This is a genomic window from Coriobacteriaceae bacterium, from assembly GCA_025757745.1.
Taxonomy (GTDB): domain Bacteria; phylum Actinomycetota; class Coriobacteriia; order Coriobacteriales; family Coriobacteriaceae; genus Collinsella.
In genome coordinates this window covers 652,145-670,551 of sequence record CP107217.1, presented here as the reverse complement: position 1 = coordinate 670,551, position 18,407 = coordinate 652,145, and the positions used below count along the sequence as shown (strand labels likewise).

Genomic DNA, 18,407 nt, shown 5'->3' with positions numbered 1-18,407 from the left:
AATTCAAACCGAATTGGGGATATGATACAAACCGTTGTTCCGCCCAAGGAGGTTATCCATCATGAACGAGTCATATCGCCTGGGTGAGCAATCGATTATTGCCTATCTTCAGCGACTTGCGAATGGCATCTCGACCGCCGAACTCGATGTTGCCGCGCTGCCTGCTGAGCTGCGCGCCGTTGGCGAGCAACTGCAAAAGACGCATGCCATCCTGCAACAAGAGCGCCGGCTGCTTGAGAGCAACGCCTATATCGACCCGCTCACCAACTTGGGCAACCGCGGCGGACTCGACCGTCACGTCGAGCAACTCTGGCACAAAGGTGACCCCTTCACCTGCGCCTATATTGACATCGACCATCTCAAACATTGCAATGATAGGTTTGGCCACGCCGAAGGCAATCGCTATATTCTGAGCATCTGCAGCACGCTCTCCGAAACCATGGAGCACGATGAGATGCTGTTCCGCATCGGTGGAGACGAGTTTGTGCTCATCTCGCTCTCCGCAAACGAGACCGAACTCGAGCAGCGCTTGGAGCGGGTACGTGCCGGGCTGATCGAGGCGAGCTCAAGTGGCAAGGCGCCCATGATCGCCAGCTTTAGCTTTGGCTGCTCGCGCGTCGATCCACTTGCCGGCGACACGCGTCGCCAGATGACGATGGATGCCGATCGCAAGATGTATCGCTATAAGCTTATGCATCGTGTGCAGCAACCGAAAGACAATGACGCGCCGCAACGCCCAATCGTCGATCAGCTTCCCTGCAACGACCGGGTGTTCCAAGCGATCTCCATGAGCTCCGAGACGCGCTATCCGTTCATCCTTAACCTCGATACGGGAGAATCGCAATGGTCGGTTAACGCCGTGCGCGATTTTGACCTGCCCTCCCAGCACCCTTTTAACTCACTCGACATGTGGCTCGCCCGCGTTCATCCCGAGGACCGCGACAACGTACGCGCCGAGCTCGACATGGTGATAAACGGCACGTGGCACTTCCACTACATGCAGTATCGCGTAATGGATGCCACCGGAAAATACGTGCTTTGCGACTGCACAGGTTACCGCTTGGACGGCACCGATACCGAGCCCAGCATGTATGTGGGCACTATCATCAACCGAAGCTTGGCAGATACGACCGACTCGGTAACGGGCCTGGGCGATGTCCACGCGCTGGTCAACGCTATTGGAGAGATGCGCCGCGTGGCGCGCGAGGCAGGCTTTATTGCCATTAAGGTCGACGATATCGCCGAAGTCAATGCCCGCTTTGGATTCGATGCAGGCGACCGCGTGCTCGCCGAAAGTGCCGCCTGCCTCATGGATTGTTCGCGCGGCAAGGGTCGCCTGTTCCGCTCGACGGGACCAATGTTCGTGGCGCTTTTCGATGAGCTCGGCCCCGAGGCAATCGACGAGCTCGCAAACGAAATCGAACGATTCCTGGGTTCTCCCGTGCTCATCGGCTCGCTTGAATATCAGCCGCCCATTCGCGTGGCCACGCTCCATCTGAACAGCGTTGACCGACAGCCCGTTTCCATTTTGAACGAGCTCAAAGCGTTGCTCGGTAAAGCCGTGCAGGTTCCAGGTACCAAACTGGATTAGCACCGCGCCCGCACCGCCTCCCCCATCGTGCGATAATCCTCTGCAGAAGTCACCAACAGCAGAGGGAGTTTGTGATGAAGGTTCTTTTGGTCAATGGCAGTCCCAAGGCAAACGGCAACACCGCCCGCGCACTCGCCGAAGTCGCCGAGCAACTCAACGCCGAGGGTATCGATACCGAGGTGTTCCAGCTGGGCGCCAAGCCCATTCGCGACTGCATTGGCTGTGGCCAGTGCGGCAAGCTCGATTGCCGCTGCACCTTTGACGACGACGTGGTGAACGAGCTGATCGCTGCCGCCGAGCAGGCAGATGGCTTTGTCTTTGGCTCCCCCGTCTACTATGCGCATCCCAGCGGACGCATCCTCTCGGCTCTCGACCGCGCATTCTATGCTGGCAGCAAGGCCTTTGCGCACAAGCCGGGTGCCGCGGTCGCCGTCGCCCGCCGTGGCGGCACGTCGACCACCTTCGATGTACTCAACAAGTACTTCACTATCAACCAGATGCCCGTGGTGGCCTCCACGTACTGGAACAACGTCTTTGGTGCCATGCCGGGCGAGGCCACCCAGGACGCCGAGGGCCTGGCCACCATGCGAAACATCGGCAAAAACATGGCCTGGCTCCTGCGCTGTATCGAGGCAGGACAGGCCGCCGGTATCAACGCACCCGAGGCAGATCGAGCAACGACCAACTTCATTCGATAGAGCGGCGGAGCATGAATATCCAGATTTTTGGAACCAAAAAGTCTTTCGATACCAAGAAGGCCCAGCGCTATTTTAAGGAGCGCCGCATTAAGGTGCAGTTTATTGACCTTAAGGAAAAAGAGATGAGCAAGGGCGAGCTCACGAGCGTGATGCAGGCGGTCGGCGGCATCGACAAGCTGCTCAACCCCAAAGCCAAGGACGAGGAGACGCTCGCGCTCATCCAGCACCTCACCCCCAACCAGCGCTTCGACAAGCTGCTCGAGAACCAGCAGGTTCTGGCCGAGCCCATTGTGCGCAACGGCAAAAAGGCCACCGTCGGCTATTGTCCCGACGTATGGGGAGCCTGGGAGTAGCCTGTGTTATTTGCCCGCGCGTGGGTATAAGAGCACGCGTTTGGCATAAGATTCAACTGTAAGCCATGTCTAACAAAGGAGGGCACATGCCCAACAAACCCGTGAAGATCATCATGCTTACCGGATACCTCGGTGCCGGCAAGACCACGCTGCTCAACCACATCCTCGCCAACGACGGCGGCATCCGCGCCGCCGTGATCGTCAACGATATCGGCGAGATCAACGTCGACGCCAGCCTTATCGCCGACGGCGGCCTTTCCGAGACCGACGACCTCATCCCGCTCACCAACGGCTGCATCTGCTGCACGCTTTCGGACGACCTGGCCAACCAGCTGCAGGGCATCGCCGATTCGGGCAAGTTCGACTACATCATCATCGAGGCCTCGGGTATTTGCGAGCCTATCCCCATCGCCTACACCATCTCGAGCTTCTGCGACGAGGCCAAGGTGGGCGGCGAGCCCAAGCTCGCGCTCGACAACATCGTGGCCGTGGTCGACTGCGCCCGCATGTACGACGAGTTCAACGGCGGTCGCGACCTGCTGGCCGAGGACATTGACGAGGATGACATCGAGAGCCTGCTTATTCAGCAGATCGAGTTTTGCTCCACGCTGATCCTCAACAAGACCGATACCGTCACGCCTGAGCAGATTGCCGAGCTCAAGGCCATCGTGCGCAGCCTGCAGAAGGACGCCGTGATTGTCGAGGCTCAAAACGGCGAGGTCCCCATGGAGGAGCTGCTCGACACCGGCCGCTTCGACTTTATGCGCGCCTACAACTCCGCCGCTTGGATCGAGGCCATGGAGCATCCCGAGGAGCACGACGACCCCGAGGTGCTCGAGTACGATATCGAGACCTTTGTGTACTCCCGCCGCAAGCCGTTCGACCTGCAGAAGTTCACCAATTTTGTTGAGCAGGAGTGGCCCGACGAGGTCGTTCGCGTCAAGGGCCCGCTGTGGCAGACCGGCGATCCGGACATGTGCTACATGTTCGAGCAGGCCGGCCACCAAATGCGCCTGATGGAGAACGGCCTGTTTGTCGACTCCGCGCCCGAGGGCGAGAAGCAGAAGATCATCGACGAGAACCCCGAGATCATGCAGATTTGGGACGACGAGACGGGCGACCGCATGACGAGCCTGTGCATCATCGGCCGTCACATGGACAAGGATGCGCTCATCGCCTCCCTCGATGCCTGCCTGACCGACTGGCACCGCGCCTAGGTTTATCCAAGCGGGCATTGTTCCGCCTACGTAACCGCCAAACCACCACGAAGGTGCCCTTCGTGGTGGTTTTTCGTTCTAAGCCAAGGAGATTCATGTTCAACATTGTGCTGTATGCGCCCGAGATTCCGGCCAATACGGGCAATATCGGCCGTACCTGCGTGGTCACCGGCGCCCATCTGCATCTGGTGGAGCCGCTGGGCTTTTCGCTCGATGACAAGACGGTGCGTCGCGCCGGTCTGGGCTACTGGCAAAACTTGGACGTGACGACCTATGCCGGCTGGGAGGATTTCCTTGCGCGCAACGGCCTCTCCCCCGCCGACGAGCGCCTGCATCTGCTAACCAAAAAGGCACGCCGCACCTATGTGCAGAGTACCTACCGCGATGGAGACTACTTGGTCTTTGGCAGCGAGAGCTCGGGCATTCCCGAGCCACTGCTTGCCGCGGCGTCCGAGCGCTGCGAGCGCATCCCGATGCTGCGCGATTGTGACTCACTCGATAACGCCGAGGCCTGGGAAGCCCACGAGGAATCGCTGGGGCATACCCAGGACAGCCACGAGGCCATCCTTCGGCAGGATATCTGCGGCAACTTCGTCGACCCGGACGACTACCGCATCAGCGCTCTCAACCTCTCCAACAGCGCCGCCATCGTCCTCTACGAGGCCCTGCGCCAAACAGGCTTTCCGGGAATGTGACAAAGAGGCTGTCCCTTTGTCACATTCGGTTATAGGTAGCGACCGGTAATGCTCTTGGAGCAGGCTGCGATGTCGCCCGGCGTGCCGGCGCAGACGATTTGCCCGCCGGCATCGCCACCGCCCGGGCCCATGTCGATCACATAATCGGCGTTACGGATAAGGTCGAGGTCGTGCTCGATCACGACAACTGTGGCGCCCTTGGCAACGAGGCCGTCGAACACACTCAGCAACACCTGAACATCGAGCGGATGCAGGCCGATCGTGGGCTCGTCAAACACAAACGCGGCATCATCCTGCACGCGGCCCATCTCGCTCGCAAGCTTAAGACGCTGTGCCTCGCCGCCCGAGAGCGCCGGCGTGGGCTCACCGAGCGTGAGATAACCCAAGCCCAGGTCGTGCAAGGTTTGCAAGCGCGCCTGAACCTTCTTGAGTCCCACCGTGGCGTCGAGAGCCTCGTCCACACTCATGTCCATGAGCTGCGGCAACGTAAGCAAGCTCCCGTCCTTGCCCTCGCGATGGATATGCGAAGCCGCATCCGCATAACGCGAGCCGCGACATGCCGGGCAGACGATCTCGACATCGGGCAAAAACTGCACGTCGAGCGATATCGAACCCGTGCCATCGCACGTAGGGCAACGCAAGGCGCCAGTGTTGTAGCTAAAGGCGCCCGCCTTGTAGCCGGCCGCCTTGGCCTCGGGCGTACGGGCGAAGGCGCGGCGCAGCTCATCATGGATGTCGGCATAAGTCGCCACCGTCGAGCGCACGTTGGCGCCGATGGGCGTAGCGTCAATCAGATTTGCGCGGGCAATGCCCTCGGCATCGACCCAACGCACGTGCCCCGGCAGGCGCTCGCCGGCTGCCTGCGCCTTGAGTGCCGGAATGAGCGTCTCGAGCACCAACGTCGTCTTACCCGAGCCCGAAACGCCCGTAACCGCGACGAGACGGCCGCGCGGGATATCGACTTCGAGCGGCTTGACGGTATGGATAGCATCGGTTGCCATGTGGATATGCCCCTGGTCGAACATCTCGTCGTCAGTCACCTGCGGACGCAAGCGTTTGGGCTCTGCGCGCAAAAACGGAGCGATGCGGCTGCCCCGCGATTGCTCGACCTCGCCTACCGTACCAGTGGCAATCACATTACCGCCGTCTGCTCCGGCAACGGGGCCCATCTCGACGAGATAGTCGGCTTCCGCCAGTACGCGCGTATCGTGGTCGACAACAACCACGGTGTTGCCGTCATCCACCAGATCGCGCATCACACCCACCAAGCCGTCGACATTGGCAGGATGCAAGCCGATCGAAGGCTCGTCCAGCACATAGAGCACGCCTGTCGATCGGTTGCGCACCACGCGAGCAAGCTGCACGCGCTGGCGCTCACCCGTGGAGAGCGTGGCGCCGGCGCGGTCGAGCGAAAGGTAGTCGAGACCCAGATCGACCAGGCGGCGGGCCGTGCTCAAAAACGAATCGCAGATATCCGTCGCCATGGGCTGCATCTCGGTCGGCAAGGATGCGGGCACTCCGCGCACCCACTCAATCGCCTCGCCCAGCGTCATGGCCGCCGCCTGCGCCAGATTGATACCGCGCACCTGGGGCTGGCGCGCAGCCTCGGAAAGACGCGTGCCTCCGCAATCGCGGCACGGTCCCTCGCGCAAAAAGCGCGCAACGCGCTTGAGCCCCTTATCGTCCTTAACCTTGGCGAGCGCATTCTCGACGGTATAGACGGCGTTGTAATAGGTAAAGTCGAGCGGCGTGGCGCCCTCGCCATTTTTGGGAACGTAGAGAATGTGCTTCTTAACCGCCGGACCATGGAACACGATGTCGCGCTCTTGAGGCGTGAGCTGGCTAAACGGCACGTCGGTGCGCACGCCCATCTCGCCGGCCACCTGCTTCATCAGATCCCACATCAGCGTGCCCCAGGGAAGCACCGCACCCTCGTTGATGGTCTTTGACTCGTCGGGCACCAGGCTCGCCTCGTCCACCTCGCGCATGACGCCGGTGCCTCCGCAGGTAGGACACGCGCCGCCACTGTTAAAGGCAAGGTCCTCGGCCCCCGGCGCATAGAACTCGCGGCCGCATGCGGGGCACGCGAGCGACAGGCCCGCGGCCACGTTAAGGCTCGGCTCCACACGCGCCCCGCAATGCGGGCACACGTGATGGGCGCAGCGGCTAAAGAGCAGACGCAGACTGTTGTTGAGCTCGGTCATGGTGCCAAAAGTCGAGCGCACGCCCGGTACACTGGGGCGCTGATGCAATGCGAGTGCCGCCGGCACGTGCAGCACCTCGTCCACCTGAGCGTGCTCTGCCTGCGTCAGCCGACGGCGGGTATAGGTGCTGAGCGCCTCCAGGTAACGACGCGAGCCCTCGGCATAGAGCACCCCCAACGCCAGCGAGCTCTTGCCCGAGCCCGACACGCCGGCAATGCCCACGAGCCTTCCCAGCGGAATATCGATATCGATGTCCTTGAGGTTATGGACGCGCGCACCGCGCACCTCGATAGCACTTGGTTGTTGCGACACCGTCATCGCTCCCCTTCCTGTTAATCGAATGTGACAAAGGAATGTGACAAAGGGACAGTCCCTTTGTCACATCACTCGTGCCATAAAACACGATCGCGGATGTACTCGCCCAGCATGGGCACGCTAAACCGGACGAGGCCGTATCCAGCAGCCTCGATGACGCGCTCGCGAATCAGGCCTGCGCGATATTTACTCGCCCAGCTCTGGGTACGATCGCAGCGCTCAATGACATCCGCCATGCGCGTCGGCTTGCCCTCGTCAATAGCCATGGCCTCGATAAAGAGGCGCTGTGGGGTGCGTAGCCCGTAATACAGAGGCGCGTCAACCGCTTCGTAGAACTCAGAGACGGCATCCGCATGACCAACCTCGACATCGCACCCTTCAATGACCTGCGAGCCACGCCGGACAGCAGAGCGCCACATGTAATAGCCCACCAGCTGAACCATATAGGGATGCCCCATGCTCTTGTGTGCCGCAAGGTCCGCTGTCTCCGCGTCAACGTAAAGACCGGCGTCTTTGACCGTCTGGACATATGAATCGCGCACCTGGGGCAAAGATATCGCCCCCAGCGTACGCTGCTGGGCACGCCGCAAAAACGTCACGCTCGGCTCTTCGAGCAGATCGTCAACCATACTGGGTAAGCCGGCAAAGACCAGCGCAAGACCGCGCTGGTCGCTATCGGACAAGCCCGTGGCATCCTGGTCTCCGAGCACCTGCTGATAGAGAACGGCAAGAGCCGCCAGCTCCTCGATAGACGCCGATTGAGCCTCGTCAATCGCAAACAGAATACCCTTGCTTGGGCCGAGTTTCTTGAGACGTTCGTTGACCAGCCCTCGCAACGTCTCGCCTTTTGCCCGCGCCGCCTCAACCGACATCCGTCCAAACGATGGGCCAAACTCCATTGACGTCACAACGGGCTTATTCGAGCGGAGTGCGTCGGCCAAGCGGTCGCATAAACCAAGCGAAGCGGAATCGGAGACAACCGCCCATCCGCGCTCACTGGCCAGACGTTGCAGCTCCCGCAGGAGAACTGTTTTGCCACAGCCGCGGTTTCCTGTAATGAGCATGAGTCTGCCCGGCGCTCCGGCACCGTTATCGAGCCCCTCCTCAAAACCTTCGATGACCGACTCGCGACCGATGAGTATCGGAGGCCGCTTACCAGCCGTTGGCTTAAAGGGATTTGGATTCATGTCGGCCTCCTCGGATTGGCAAAGGCTAGCAATAGTTATACCAACTTATACCGAGTTATACCAACTGAATGTGACAAAGGAGCTGTCCCTTTGTCACATGTGGCCGAAAAATTCCGCGTCGGCGGGGCGATAGGGGCGGAAGGTGGCGGGATCGATCTTTACGTGCGCCGCGGCGGGTACGTCGTACCACTTGACGGTATAGCCGGCGCCGTGAGAGCAAAAGACCGAATCGGGCGTGTTGGGCAGATCGGCCTCGGGCTCATAGGCGGCCGTCTCGATTACGCGCTCGGCATCATGGCAAGCCGCATAGCCGGCGAACTCCAGGTACAGATGACCGCGACCGCTCGTGTAGGCAGCCACCTCCAGCGCATAATCCTGCACCTCGGATGCCGGCACGCGACCCACAAGCTTCGCCCGGTCTCCCGCCATCGTCGGCGGCTTGTACTCGGCGCCCATGCGCGTGGCATCCGAGAGCGCCCGGCCCACGCACTCCCCCGGCACCTCGAGCTCAAAGTGATACCACGGCTCCAGCAGCACGGCTGCGCCGACCTCACGCGCCTGCATCAAACCCTGGCGAATCGCGCGGTACGTGGCCTGGCGAAAATCGCCGCCCTCGGTGTGTTTGGCATGCGCGCGGCCGCCCGTAAGCGTAATGCGCACATCGGTGATGGGCGAGCCGGTCAGTGCGCCCAGGTGATCGCGCTCCATGGCGTTGGTGAGTGCCAAACGCTGCCAGTTAAGATCGAGCTTGTCGGTCGAGGTCACGGTGCCAAACTGCACGCCCGAACCCGCTGGCAACGGCTCCAGGCGCAGGTGCACCTCGGCGTAATGGCGCAGCGGTTCAAAGTGGCCCACGCCCTCGACCGGCTGCGAGATCGTCTCCTTATAGAGAATGCCGCCGGGCTCAAACTCAATCGAAAGGCCAAAGCGATCGGCCAACACCCGCTGCACGACCTCGAGCTGCACGGCGCCCATCAGCTGTAAATGAATCTGCTCAAGATGAGTGTTCCAGCTTACGCCGAGCATGGGATCTTCGTCCGCCAACTCTGTCAGTGCTTTGAACACCGCGTGGACATCGTGTTCGCCCGGAAGCACCGTATAGGTGAGGACCGGAGCGATGACAGGCGCATCGCCCACGGGCTCCGCCCCCAAGGCATCCCCTGGGCGAACGTGCGCAAGGCCCGTCACGGCACAAATACCGCCAGCAGCAACTTCTTGGGCAAGCTCATACTTCTCGCCGTTATAGATGCGCACCTGGTCGATCTTTTGCTCCCAAGTGGAGGCGCCAGAGCATCCCTCGACAACTTGCTTTGCACGCAGTACACCGCCCGTCACCTTGACCCAGTCAAGACGCTCGCCACGGTCTCCACGACTCACGCGGTAGACTCGCGCGGCGAACTCCTGGGGCCATGTTCGCTCGCGCATCAAAGCGCATATGCCGTCGAGTAGCTCTGCCACACCCTGGTCCTTGAGCGCCGAGCCCGCAAAGCAGGGAAACAACTTTCGCTCTGCGACCAGCCGCGAAAGCGTGGCAGTCGAAAGCTCCCCTGCGTCGAGAAACTCCTCGAGCGCCGCCTCGTCCAACGCAGCAGCGTCCTCCTGAACGGCACCACCCACCAACAGTTCGCTGGCATCCAGGCAGCCCTCGGAAAGACGTTGCCCAAGCTGTGCCAGCAAAACATCGCGGCCGGGATTCTCCAAATCGATTTTGTTGATAAAGATGAACGTCGGAATGTCATAGCGCGCAAGCAGGCGCCACAGGGTTTCGGTGTGCCCCTGCACGCCGTCGTTGGCACCCACAACCAAAATCGCATAGTCGAGCGCGCGCAGCGTGCGCTCCGCCTCGGCCGAAAAATCGACGTGGCCGGGCGCATCCACAAGCATGACGTGGGTATCGCCGTGGTCGAGCACGGCCTGCGACGAGAAGATCGTAATGCCGCGCTCGCGCTCGATCGCGTTAGTGTCCAGATGCGAATCGCCATCGTCCACGCGGCCGCGCTTGCGAATGCGACCCACGTTGAACAACATGGCCTCGGCCAACGTGGTCTTGCCGGCATCGACATGCGCCAAGATTCCAACGACTGCCTGCTTCGACATGGCTCTCCTCTTATTACAAGCTACAAGCCCATCGCACGCGGCAACGGGCGTCCTCGTTCCACACTGGATGATACAATTTACGCGCCGGCGGGCGAAGCGGGCCCTATCCCCCGACCAAGCTCATCGCCCTGCGTTGCCGCGCGGCGATTTTCGTAGGTTCGCGCCTTGCGAAAGCCGGCTTGCAAATCAGCGCAGCGAACGAAAATGGCCCCACCCGGGACCATTTTCGTTCGTGCGAATTGTTGACACGTGCCCCTACTCTTACGCCTCACGCAGCCAGTCGAACGCAACACGCGGCGTGCCGTCCGACACATACACGACGCCGGCACGCTCGAACCCCGCCTTAATACTCGCGCCCTGCATGGGCAGGTTGTCCTGATGCGTGTCGATGCGCAGGTGATCGGCACGCTCCTTGGCAAAGGCAAACATCGCAGCCGCGATACCGTGCACGGTGCCATCGGACGCCACACGGTGCAGCACGGCGTACGGAGTGTCGCTGCGCCATTGACCATCCTCAATTACGTCATAGCACTCGTCCGGGCCCGGCAAAAAGGCAAACGTCGCCACCACGCGGCCATCGACTTCGCACACATAGCTGCCACCGGCGGCGATATCGGCAGCCAGTTGCTCGGCAGAAGGCGTGCCCTCGGGCCACTGTGTGGCGTTGCCATGCGCGCGCATAAAGGCGCGGGCCGCGTCATAGATAGCCATGACAGCGGGAATGTCGGTATCGAGGGTTTTTCTGATCATCACGCGGCGACCTCACGTTTATTGGTATCACTTTGATTGAGCAATGATACCAACGTTTGGAGAGGGGCGCGATGCAGATGGGGAGCAAAAAGCGAGCCGCCTGGTCAAAAGCAAAAAGCGAGTTTTTGAGCACTGCCACCGGCGGCGATATGAGCGACCTGTTTGCACGCGAGGACGAGCGCCGCGACGCCCTGGACGCCGAGCGCAATGAGGCCTGGCGCTACAAATCGTGCGAGCGCAAAAACCGTTACGACACGCGCGTCGAGGCCGAGGCAGTTATGGCCGACTGCGAAAGCCGCGGGCGGCGCGGTTTGGCCTGCTACAAATGCGAATACTGCGGCGGCTGGCACCTGACATCGCACCCTTGGAAATAGGCACCGCATCGGCACGGCACTGACGGAGCGCCAACCGTCGCACGCAAGCTATGGACGCGGCGGTACCAAAACGTCGTAGCGAACGGCCTTGCCCGCAAGTTGATAGCTCGGCTTAACGCCGGCAAGCAGTGGCCCCTTCACCGGTCGCTTGATAACGACCTTGCGCGGGCGCACCGCAAGCGCAGCTTCAACCAGCGTCTCCTCATCGGCGCACGGCTGTTCCAGATGATGCAAGAGTTGGAACTTCTTTTTGACCGCCGCGCTCTTGGTGCGCTCGGGAAACATGGGGTCCAGATACACCACGTCGGGAGCGGCGAGCTCGCCCCGCCCGATCAGCTCAGCTGTATGGCGAAGGCCGGCAATGCTGTCCTCGCCGGCATGTAAGCGCATGCGCGCCACAGCTGTCGCAAGCGCCGGATCATCTGCCGCGCGATCCAAGGCATCCTTGAGGAGCGCCGCGATCACGCAATCCTGTTCATATAGATCGACGGAAAAGCCCGCGGCAGCCAGCAGCAGCGAATCCTCGCCAAAGCCTGCCGTGGCGTCAATCGCCCATGGGCTCTCGATGCCTTTTGTGCGCGCGGCCTTTACCAGCAGCTCTTGCTGCAGACGGCCCCGCTTGAGCCGCGGAAGCATGCGGCCAAAATCGGCACGCAGCTCCATCGTGCCGTCGGTGAGCGTGAGGCCCTCGGGCTTCCCGGTCAGCTCAAGCCCCGCGGCCCGAGCAACAGAAAAGGGATCGACGACACCCATGGACACTCCTTAACAAGCAAAACGAATACGTGAGCGCCGTTCATGTCGGCACCCAACCGTCCGCTATTGTCCCACATGCGACATGGCCCACAGCATCCCAATGCAAAGCACCGCCATCAATCCCGTGCACACGGCAGCGATCGCAGAATCACTTATGCGCCTTCCCAACGACCGCGGTTCACGCACTTGCCCTGCTCCGTACATCATGGCTCCTCCTTGAGACCAGCTCTTACCATGGACCCATCATCGCAGCGCCGCGCATACGCTGCCATCGATTTGACTTACGCCCAGCTTTCTTTTTTGAAAGGTTGGACCGTGCGGGCAAGAGACGCTTTCAAACGCATGCATCGCCGCGTTGAACTACAATGTGCTTCACCATATGTGCAGTACATTGGGTGCGCCAAGTTGGCGTACTCGTATCGAAAGGACCAGCCATGAGCTTCACTCGCAAGACTCTCAAAATCCTTGCTCTCATCTACTTTGTTTTGGGCATCGCCAGCCTCGTCACCGCCGGCGTCGGTATCGCCACGGGCGGTCTCGATTCCACGTACGGTTCGTACGCCACGCTCGCAGCGGTCGTGCTTATCGCCAAGGGTCTCGTCGACCTTGCCGCAGGCGTCGCCGGTATCAAGGGCGCCAACAAGCCTTCGCAGGTGGACGGCGCGTTTAAGCTCGGTATTGTTGCCGCGGTCGCCACGCTTGCCCAAGCGGTGCTCACGCTTCCCGCGTTTGGCGGCGACGCCATCAACTTTGGCGCCTTTGTCATCGTGGCGTACGACCTGTTCTTTGTTCAGCAGGCACACGCCGTTAAGGCCGAGAACAAGGACCGCCTATAAGCGCTCGCTTCTCATAACCTCTACAGCCAAGCAACTAAAAAGGGCCGATCGCGCATCTCCGCGGTCGGCCCTTTACGTTTGCCCAGATAAAACCTACCAAAATAAACCTGTCCCTTTTTGGCAGGTTGTTAGCTGTGGCGGTACTCGGCGATGATGAAGTCGATGTCGGTCTGAAGGGTATCCAAATTTGCCAGGCGCTCTTTGTCGGCGGGGCGCGTGCGGTAGTAGTACGGCGTCATCTGGAACACCGCCTCGATGTCCGCCTGGGTCTGAAGCGTAATATTCGCAGACACCCGCTGCGTTCCGACCAACTCGAGCTCGGTGGTCTTCGGCAGCTTCTCATCGTTAAGGTACGGCGTGTCGTAGAGTACCTCCTTGAGCCCAAAGAGGTGACGAGCACCCGGCACCACGGTGTAGAGCGAACCCTCCGGCGCCAGCACGCGGGCAAACTCGCGCTTGTTAAAGGGGGCAAAGAGCTCGGTCACCATATCGAAGGCGCCATCGGCCACGGGGATGTCCTTCATGTTGGCCACGAAGTAGGTCGCATCGCCGCGCTTGGCGGCCAGGCGCACCATCTCCTTGCCCAGGTCAAAACCGTAAGCATCTACGCCCGGCACCGCGCCCATGGCACTGGTGTAATAGCCCTCGCCACAGCAAATATCGAGCAGCGTCATGGGGCCGTTCGCAGACGTGGCGCGCCCAGACACCTGCTTGCGCACCAGCTCGACCATCGCATCGCGCAACGGCGCGTAGTATCCACAGTTCAAAAAGTCACGACGGCTGCGCGCCTGCGACTTGGGATCGCCCATGGAGTCGCCGCTCTTGGACGAGCGCAGTAGATATAGATAACCCTCGCGCGCACGGTCAAACCGGTGTCCGCCCGCGCATGCGGCCCCACGCTCATCGTCCACCAACGGTTCATGGCAAACGGAACACAACAACATGGCAACTCCTTAGCGCGAACAACACAACGCCCACCATTGTCGCACGCCTTCCCCACCTAGTCATTGGGGACGTTCTTGAATGACTAGTTAGAAGAGATAAGGAGTGTCCTCAGCTGCCGACAGAAAAGGAACGTCCCTAAGTGCCGATAGGAACACCCAATGACTAGTCGATTAGGAGTATCATCATCTGCGCAAATAAGCACGAAAGAGCATGTTAGAGATTGAGAGCGTATGGCTGATACCGCATCTAAGCACATTGACATGACCACCGGCTCGTTGTGGCGCAATATTCCCCTGTTCGCCTTCCCCGTGGCCGCCACGAGCATCTTGGAGCAGCTGTCGAACCTCATCGCCACGGTCATTATCGGTAACTTCTCGGGCGACCAGGGAACCCTCGCCATGGCGGCGGTCGGCTCCAATGTTCCGCTTACCAGTCTTATGCTCAACCTGTTTATTGGCATGTCGCTTGGCTCCAATGTGGTCATCGCCAACGCTATCGGCCGCAACGATCAGAATATGGTCAACCGCGCCGTCCATACCTCGATTTTAATGGCGCTCGTGGGTTTTATCGTCATCGCGCTGGGCGAGATCTTTGCCGAGCCCATGCTCGCCGCGCTCAACGTTCCCGCCGAGACCATGCCGCTCGCTTCGCTCTACCTGCGCGTCTTTTTGCTGAGCATGCCCTCGATTTTGCTCTACAACTTTGAGGCCGCGATCTTCCGCTCCGTCGGCATCACCCGCATGCCGCTGCAGGCGCTTGCCGTGTCCACCGTCCTCAACATTGGCCTGGACCTCATCTTTGTCCCTGTACTCCACTGGGGCGTCGCGGGCGTCGCCATCGCCACCGCCATCGCCTACACCGTCAGCGCCGCTACGCTCTTTATCCGTCTGCTCAAGACCGACTCCGTCGTCCGCGTCACCCCACGCGACTTAGGCTTAGACCCCGTCGCCCTCAAGCGCATCGTCAAGATTGGCCTGCCCGCCGGCATCCAAAGCGCCGTCTTTGCCGTCGCCAACATCATCATCCAGTCCGCCATCAACAGCCTGGGCACCGAGGTCATGGCGGCATCGAGCGCCGCTATGAGCTTGGAGTACGTGTGCTATAACCTGCTCAACAGCTTTAGCCAGGCTTGCACCACCTTTGTGGGACAAAACCACGGTGCCCGCCAGATCGACCGCTGCACCAAAACGCTCAAGGTCTGCCTGGTCGAAGGCGGTATCGTCGCGCTCACCACAATTATCGTTATTGTCGGCCTGGGGCGTGAGATCTTGTCGCTGTTCAACAGTGATCCCAACATCGTCTCGATCGGCTATATCCGCGTGTGTTCGATCTTCCCGGCGTACGCCTTTAGCATGTTCTACGAAAACATGTCCGGTTATCTGCGCGGCTTTGGCATCTCGCTCATGCCCGCCCTCATCACCATGATCTGCGTCTGCGGCATCCGCTTCTATTGGGTGTTCTGCGTGTTCCCACACTTCCGCACCTTTGCGAACATCATGATGGTCTACCCCATCAGCCTGGGCACCACGGCGTTCTTTATGGTCGTGGCGGTACTGCTCTGCCACCCGGCACGCACCTACCGTCTGGCGCAAGCCAAAACTGGGGCGCGCTAGACGCATTCAACAAGGTGGCGCATCGGCAGCTAGCTCACGATATGCGAGCTCATGTAGTCGATAAAGCGCCTCGTAGCGATCGGCATGGTATCCCAGCTGCGCCACGCTGCCACAACGTCGCGCGAGGGGGCGTGCACGATGGGACGCACACGAATATCGGCCTGCATGCCTTCGACCGTACGACGGTAGAGCATGCTCACGCCCAGGCCCTCCTCCACCATCGCCATAATGGTGTAGTCGTCGGTAACCTCACTTGTCACGTGCGGCGACAGCCCGTGCGCCGCGAACGCATCGAGCACCAGGCTCTGTTCGCCCTCATCTAGCAGCACAAACGGTTCGGACGCCAAGTCGGCGAGCGTCACCTTTTCCTTTGCCGCCAGCGGATGGACGGCCGGCAGCAGCGCCACCAACTCGTCGTGATAGACCACGCGCTTCTCGAGCCCCGTAGTAAATCCGCGCGCCGTAAAGCAAAAGTCGACCACGCCATCGTGCACCCACTGGGCGTTGCGCGTGTAATCGCCCTGCTTGAGGGTAAAGCGCACGCCCGGATGCAGGGCTCCAAAGTCACGAATCACGCGCGGCAGCACGGTACGACTCACGTTGGTAAACGTCGCAATGCGAATGTCGGTCGACGAAAGCCCCAGCAACTCCTGGCGCTTGCCCTCAAGCTCGGCCTCGGCCGTTACGATCTGGCGTAGATACGGCAGGTACTGTTTGCCGTCGCGCGTCAGTGAGACGCCCTGCTTGCCGCGCTCGATAATCGTGGTGCCCAGCTCGCGCTCGAGCGCCTTGACGGCCTGGCTCACCGCGCTTTGCGTATAGCCCAGCTCGTCGGCCGCACGTTTCAGGCTGCCGCAATCGACCACCATACATACAATCCGATACCGCGATGCCATCGTGCCTCCACATCGATGTAGCCGTAAAACGTTTTGCCAGGGCCTTTTCTGTTCACATTAGCTTTTCTTAATCATACTGAAGATACATTCGCTTTACTACATCCACATCTGGGAGCAGAATCCTTTTTGCGAAACCGTTCTGTAACAAAAGGAGTCCCATGGATCGCAAAAAAGCAATCGCGCTCTCATTTTCCGTTCCCGTCGCATGGGGCTTTTCGTACCCCCTCATGAAGATCGGCATGGACAGCATGAACGCCACGAGCATTGTTGCGCTGCGCTGCATCATCGCCTTTGCAGCTTGTCTGCTGCTCTTCCACAAGCACGCGCTGCGCATCAACCGCGACGTGATGATTCGTTCCGCCATCATCGGCGCCATCATGGCTACCGAGCTCACCTGCATGTGCCTGGGCTCCAGCCTCACCTCGGCCTCCACCGCCGGCTTTTTGCAGAGCCTGACGGTCGTGATCGTACCGTTTGCCAACGCGGCCCTGCTGCGTCGCGCCCCCGAGCGCAAGGTGCTCATTGGCACCGCCATTGTCACCTGCGGCATGCTTTTGCTCTCGGGCGCCGACTTTACCAGCCTGAACCCCGGCGCGATCATCATGCTGCTCTCGGCCTTTATCTATGCCGGCCACATTATCGTAGCCAAACGCTTTGTCGAGGAAGTCGATCCGCTGGCCTTGGGCGTTTGGCAGCTGGGCTTCGGCGGCCTGTTCTCGGGTATCGCCGCATGCACCTTTGGCGGCTTTACGCTTCCCAGCACGCCGAACGAGATCGTCGTTGTCGTTGCGCTCGCACTCATCTGCTCCGCCTACGGCTTTATCACCCAGACGCTCGTGCAGCCCCACGTACCTGCCGAGACCACCGGCTTCGCCTTCTCGCTCGAGCCGGTCTGCTCCGCCGTCTTCTCGTTCTTCCTGGTCGGCGAGGTCCTGAGCCCCATCGCCTTCTTTGGCGCCGCCCTCATCCTCACCGGCGTCATGGTGGCAACCGTCGAGCTTCCGCGCCTTCACGCACACGGACACGCTCGTATGGCAGGAGCGCCCGAGCACGTCTCGTAGACCCCACTCCTCATGCAGTCGCGGCATAAAGGCAACCGGTGCGCCTTTACAATAGATGCCAACAGAGCATCTGCCATAAAGGAGCCCCATGGACACCGCAACCCGCGACCGCAACATAGCAACTTGGTTGGGCGGTGCGCCGCAGCCGGTACGTGACACCACGAACCAGCTGCTCGAGCGCATCGCCCTTTTGCGTGCCGAGCAAACCATCTACCCGGCACAAGACGACATCCTCAATGCCCTCGCCTTTACGCCGGCCGACCAGGTCAAGGTTGTCATCCTGGGTCAAGACCCCTATCACGGACCCAACCAAGCCATGGGGCTGTCGTTCTCGGTCCCCGCGACGCAAACCAAGTTGCCGCCGAGCCTGCGCAACATCTATAAGGAACTCAAAGCCGATCTGGGCTGCCCCATTCCCGCCACGGGAGATCTAACCCCCTGGGCACAACAGGGCGTCCTGCTTCTCAACACGACGCTCACCGTGCGCGAGCATGCCGCGAACTCGCACGCCAAGCTGGGTTGGAGCACGCTCACCGACTACGTTATCGAACGCTGCTGCCAGCTGCCCCAGCCGGTCGTCTTTTTGGCATGGGGCCGCTTTGCCCAGCAGATGGTCGAAGGCAAGCTCGCCTCTACCGGCGCGGGCAAGGAAAGCGGCAAGTTCTGCCTGGCCTCCACACACCCCTCGCCGCTTTCGGCAAACCGTGCCACGGCAGAACTCCCCGCTTTTATGGGATCGCGCCCCTTCTCCGCTGCCAATGAATTGCTCGAGCGAAACGGCAGCAGCCCCATCGACTGGGGCTGTCTCGCGCCCTAACCCGC

17 protein-coding genes are annotated in these 18,407 nt (G+C 60.8%); 10 read left to right on the top strand and 7 right to left on the bottom strand.

The window, feature by feature from the left end; translation table 11 throughout:
- Positions 1–61: 61 nt before the first annotated feature.
- The 5 genes from OGM60_02780 (at position 62) to OGM60_02760 (ending at position 4,554) form a co-directional block, all read left to right on the top strand.
- Positions 62–1,591, top strand: a complete 1,530-nt coding sequence (locus OGM60_02780; protein UYI99734.1) for a diguanylate cyclase — start codon at positions 62–64, stop codon at positions 1,589–1,591.
- A 74-nt stretch (positions 1,592–1,665) separates the two neighbouring features.
- A complete protein-coding gene (locus OGM60_02775) occupies positions 1,666–2,289 on the top strand; it encodes a flavodoxin family protein (protein UYI99733.1) in 624 nt (207 codons plus the stop codon).
- Between the two features lie 11 nt (positions 2,290–2,300).
- On the top strand, positions 2,301–2,642 hold the full coding sequence (locus OGM60_02770; protein ID UYI99732.1) for an ArsC family transcriptional regulator: 342 nt from the start codon (positions 2,301–2,303) through the stop codon (positions 2,640–2,642).
- Positions 2,643–2,728: 86 nt separating this feature from the next.
- Complete coding sequence (locus tag OGM60_02765; GenBank protein UYI99731.1) at positions 2,729–3,859, top strand: GTP-binding protein; 1,131 nt, start codon at positions 2,729–2,731, stop codon at positions 3,857–3,859.
- 95 nt (positions 3,860–3,954) lie between these two features.
- Complete coding sequence (locus tag OGM60_02760; GenBank protein ID UYI99730.1) at positions 3,955–4,554, top strand: tRNA (cytidine(34)-2'-O)-methyltransferase; 600 nt, start codon at positions 3,955–3,957, stop codon at positions 4,552–4,554.
- A 29-nt stretch (positions 4,555–4,583) separates the two neighbouring features.
- On the opposite strand, the gene OGM60_02755 is transcribed toward OGM60_02760, so the two are convergent.
- From OGM60_02755 to OGM60_02740, 4 genes are all read right to left on the bottom strand, one after another.
- Positions 4,584–7,076: an excinuclease ABC subunit UvrA gene (locus OGM60_02755; GenBank protein ID UYI99729.1), complete on the bottom strand. Its 2,493-nt coding sequence runs from the start codon at positions 7,074–7,076 to the stop codon at positions 4,584–4,586.
- Positions 7,077–7,141: 65 nt separating this feature from the next.
- Positions 7,142–8,260, bottom strand: a complete 1,119-nt coding sequence (locus tag OGM60_02750) for an ATP-binding protein (GenBank protein UYI99728.1) — start codon at positions 8,258–8,260, stop codon at positions 7,142–7,144.
- A gap of 93 nt (positions 8,261–8,353) precedes the next feature.
- The gene (locus OGM60_02745) at positions 8,354–10,357 is read right to left on the bottom strand and encodes a TetM/TetW/TetO/TetS family tetracycline resistance ribosomal protection protein (GenBank protein UYI99727.1); all 2,004 of its coding nucleotides are present in this window, start codon (positions 10,355–10,357) and stop codon (positions 8,354–8,356) included.
- A 261-nt stretch (positions 10,358–10,618) separates the two neighbouring features.
- A complete protein-coding gene (locus OGM60_02740; protein ID UYI99726.1) occupies positions 10,619–11,107 on the bottom strand; it encodes an N-acetyltransferase in 489 nt (162 codons plus the stop codon).
- A gap of 125 nt (positions 11,108–11,232) precedes the next feature.
- Between OGM60_02740 and OGM60_02735 the strand changes: the two genes are divergently transcribed.
- The gene (locus OGM60_02735) at positions 11,233–11,481 is read left to right on the top strand and encodes a hypothetical protein (protein UYI99725.1); all 249 of its coding nucleotides are present in this window, start codon (positions 11,233–11,235) and stop codon (positions 11,479–11,481) included.
- Between the two features lie 48 nt (positions 11,482–11,529).
- Here the strand turns inward: OGM60_02735 and OGM60_02730 are convergent, their stop codons facing one another.
- Positions 11,530–12,234: a class I SAM-dependent methyltransferase gene (locus OGM60_02730; protein UYI99724.1), complete on the bottom strand. Its 705-nt coding sequence runs from the start codon at positions 12,232–12,234 to the stop codon at positions 11,530–11,532.
- Positions 12,235–12,668: 434 nt separating this feature from the next.
- Between OGM60_02730 and OGM60_02725 the strand changes: the two genes are divergently transcribed.
- On the top strand, positions 12,669–13,070 hold the full coding sequence (locus OGM60_02725; GenBank protein UYI99723.1) for a hypothetical protein: 402 nt from the start codon (positions 12,669–12,671) through the stop codon (positions 13,068–13,070).
- Between the two features lie 128 nt (positions 13,071–13,198).
- Here OGM60_02725 and OGM60_02720 read toward each other — a convergent pair whose 3' ends face one another.
- A complete protein-coding gene (locus OGM60_02720; GenBank protein UYI99722.1) occupies positions 13,199–14,014 on the bottom strand; it encodes a methyltransferase domain-containing protein in 816 nt (271 codons plus the stop codon).
- 231 nt (positions 14,015–14,245) lie between these two features.
- On the opposite strand from OGM60_02720, the gene OGM60_02715 reads away from it, so the two are divergent.
- Positions 14,246–15,628, top strand: coding sequence for an MATE family efflux transporter (locus tag OGM60_02715; protein UYI99721.1), 1,383 nt, complete (start codon positions 14,246–14,248; stop codon positions 15,626–15,628).
- A 29-nt stretch (positions 15,629–15,657) separates the two neighbouring features.
- On the opposite strand, the gene OGM60_02710 is transcribed toward OGM60_02715, so the two are convergent.
- The gene (locus OGM60_02710) at positions 15,658–16,524 is read right to left on the bottom strand and encodes a LysR family transcriptional regulator (protein UYI99720.1); all 867 of its coding nucleotides are present in this window, start codon (positions 16,522–16,524) and stop codon (positions 15,658–15,660) included.
- Positions 16,525–16,682: 158 nt separating this feature from the next.
- Here OGM60_02710 and OGM60_02705 point away from each other — a divergent pair, with 158 nt between their 5' ends.
- Positions 16,683–17,585: a DMT family transporter gene (locus OGM60_02705; GenBank protein UYI99719.1), complete on the top strand. Its 903-nt coding sequence runs from the start codon at positions 16,683–16,685 to the stop codon at positions 17,583–17,585.
- Positions 17,586–17,673: 88 nt separating this feature from the next.
- Positions 17,674–18,402: a uracil-DNA glycosylase gene (locus OGM60_02700; protein ID UYI99718.1), complete on the top strand. Its 729-nt coding sequence runs from the start codon at positions 17,674–17,676 to the stop codon at positions 18,400–18,402.
- Positions 18,403–18,407 lie beyond the last annotated feature (5 nt).

What these genes read in the sequence shown, in the direction of transcription:
- OGM60_02755 (UYI99729.1), bottom strand. Translation starts at nt 7,076, where the DNA reads ATGACGGTGTCGCAACAACCAAGTGCTATCGAGGTGCGCGGTGCGCGC.
- OGM60_02740 (UYI99726.1), bottom strand. Translation starts at nt 11,107, where the DNA reads ATGATCAGAAAAACCCTCGATACCGACATTCCCGCTGTCATGGCTATC.
- OGM60_02700 (UYI99718.1), top strand. Translation starts at nt 17,674, where the DNA reads ATGGACACCGCAACCCGCGACCGCAACATAGCAACTTGGTTGGGCGGT.
- OGM60_02760 (UYI99730.1), top strand. Translation starts at nt 3,955, where the DNA reads ATGTTCAACATTGTGCTGTATGCGCCCGAGATTCCGGCCAATACGGGC.
- OGM60_02725 (UYI99723.1), top strand. Translation starts at nt 12,669, where the DNA reads ATGAGCTTCACTCGCAAGACTCTCAAAATCCTTGCTCTCATCTACTTT.
- OGM60_02750 (UYI99728.1), bottom strand. Translation starts at nt 8,260, where the DNA reads ATGAATCCAAATCCCTTTAAGCCAACGGCTGGTAAGCGGCCTCCGATA.
- OGM60_02710 (UYI99720.1), bottom strand. Translation starts at nt 16,524, where the DNA reads ATGGCATCGCGGTATCGGATTGTATGTATGGTGGTCGATTGCGGCAGC.
- OGM60_02775 (UYI99733.1), top strand. Translation starts at nt 1,666, where the DNA reads ATGAAGGTTCTTTTGGTCAATGGCAGTCCCAAGGCAAACGGCAACACC.
- OGM60_02730 (UYI99724.1), bottom strand. Translation starts at nt 12,234, where the DNA reads ATGGGTGTCGTCGATCCCTTTTCTGTTGCTCGGGCCGCGGGGCTTGAG.
- OGM60_02705 (UYI99719.1), top strand. Translation starts at nt 16,683, where the DNA reads ATGGATCGCAAAAAAGCAATCGCGCTCTCATTTTCCGTTCCCGTCGCA.
- OGM60_02720 (UYI99722.1), bottom strand. Translation starts at nt 14,014, where the DNA reads ATGTTGTTGTGTTCCGTTTGCCATGAACCGTTGGTGGACGATGAGCGT.
- OGM60_02745 (UYI99727.1), bottom strand. Translation starts at nt 10,357, where the DNA reads ATGTCGAAGCAGGCAGTCGTTGGAATCTTGGCGCATGTCGATGCCGGC.
- OGM60_02715 (UYI99721.1), top strand. Translation starts at nt 14,246, where the DNA reads ATGGCTGATACCGCATCTAAGCACATTGACATGACCACCGGCTCGTTG.
- OGM60_02770 (UYI99732.1), top strand. Translation starts at nt 2,301, where the DNA reads ATGAATATCCAGATTTTTGGAACCAAAAAGTCTTTCGATACCAAGAAG.
- OGM60_02780 (UYI99734.1), top strand. Translation starts at nt 62, where the DNA reads ATGAACGAGTCATATCGCCTGGGTGAGCAATCGATTATTGCCTATCTT.
- OGM60_02765 (UYI99731.1), top strand. Translation starts at nt 2,729, where the DNA reads ATGCCCAACAAACCCGTGAAGATCATCATGCTTACCGGATACCTCGGT.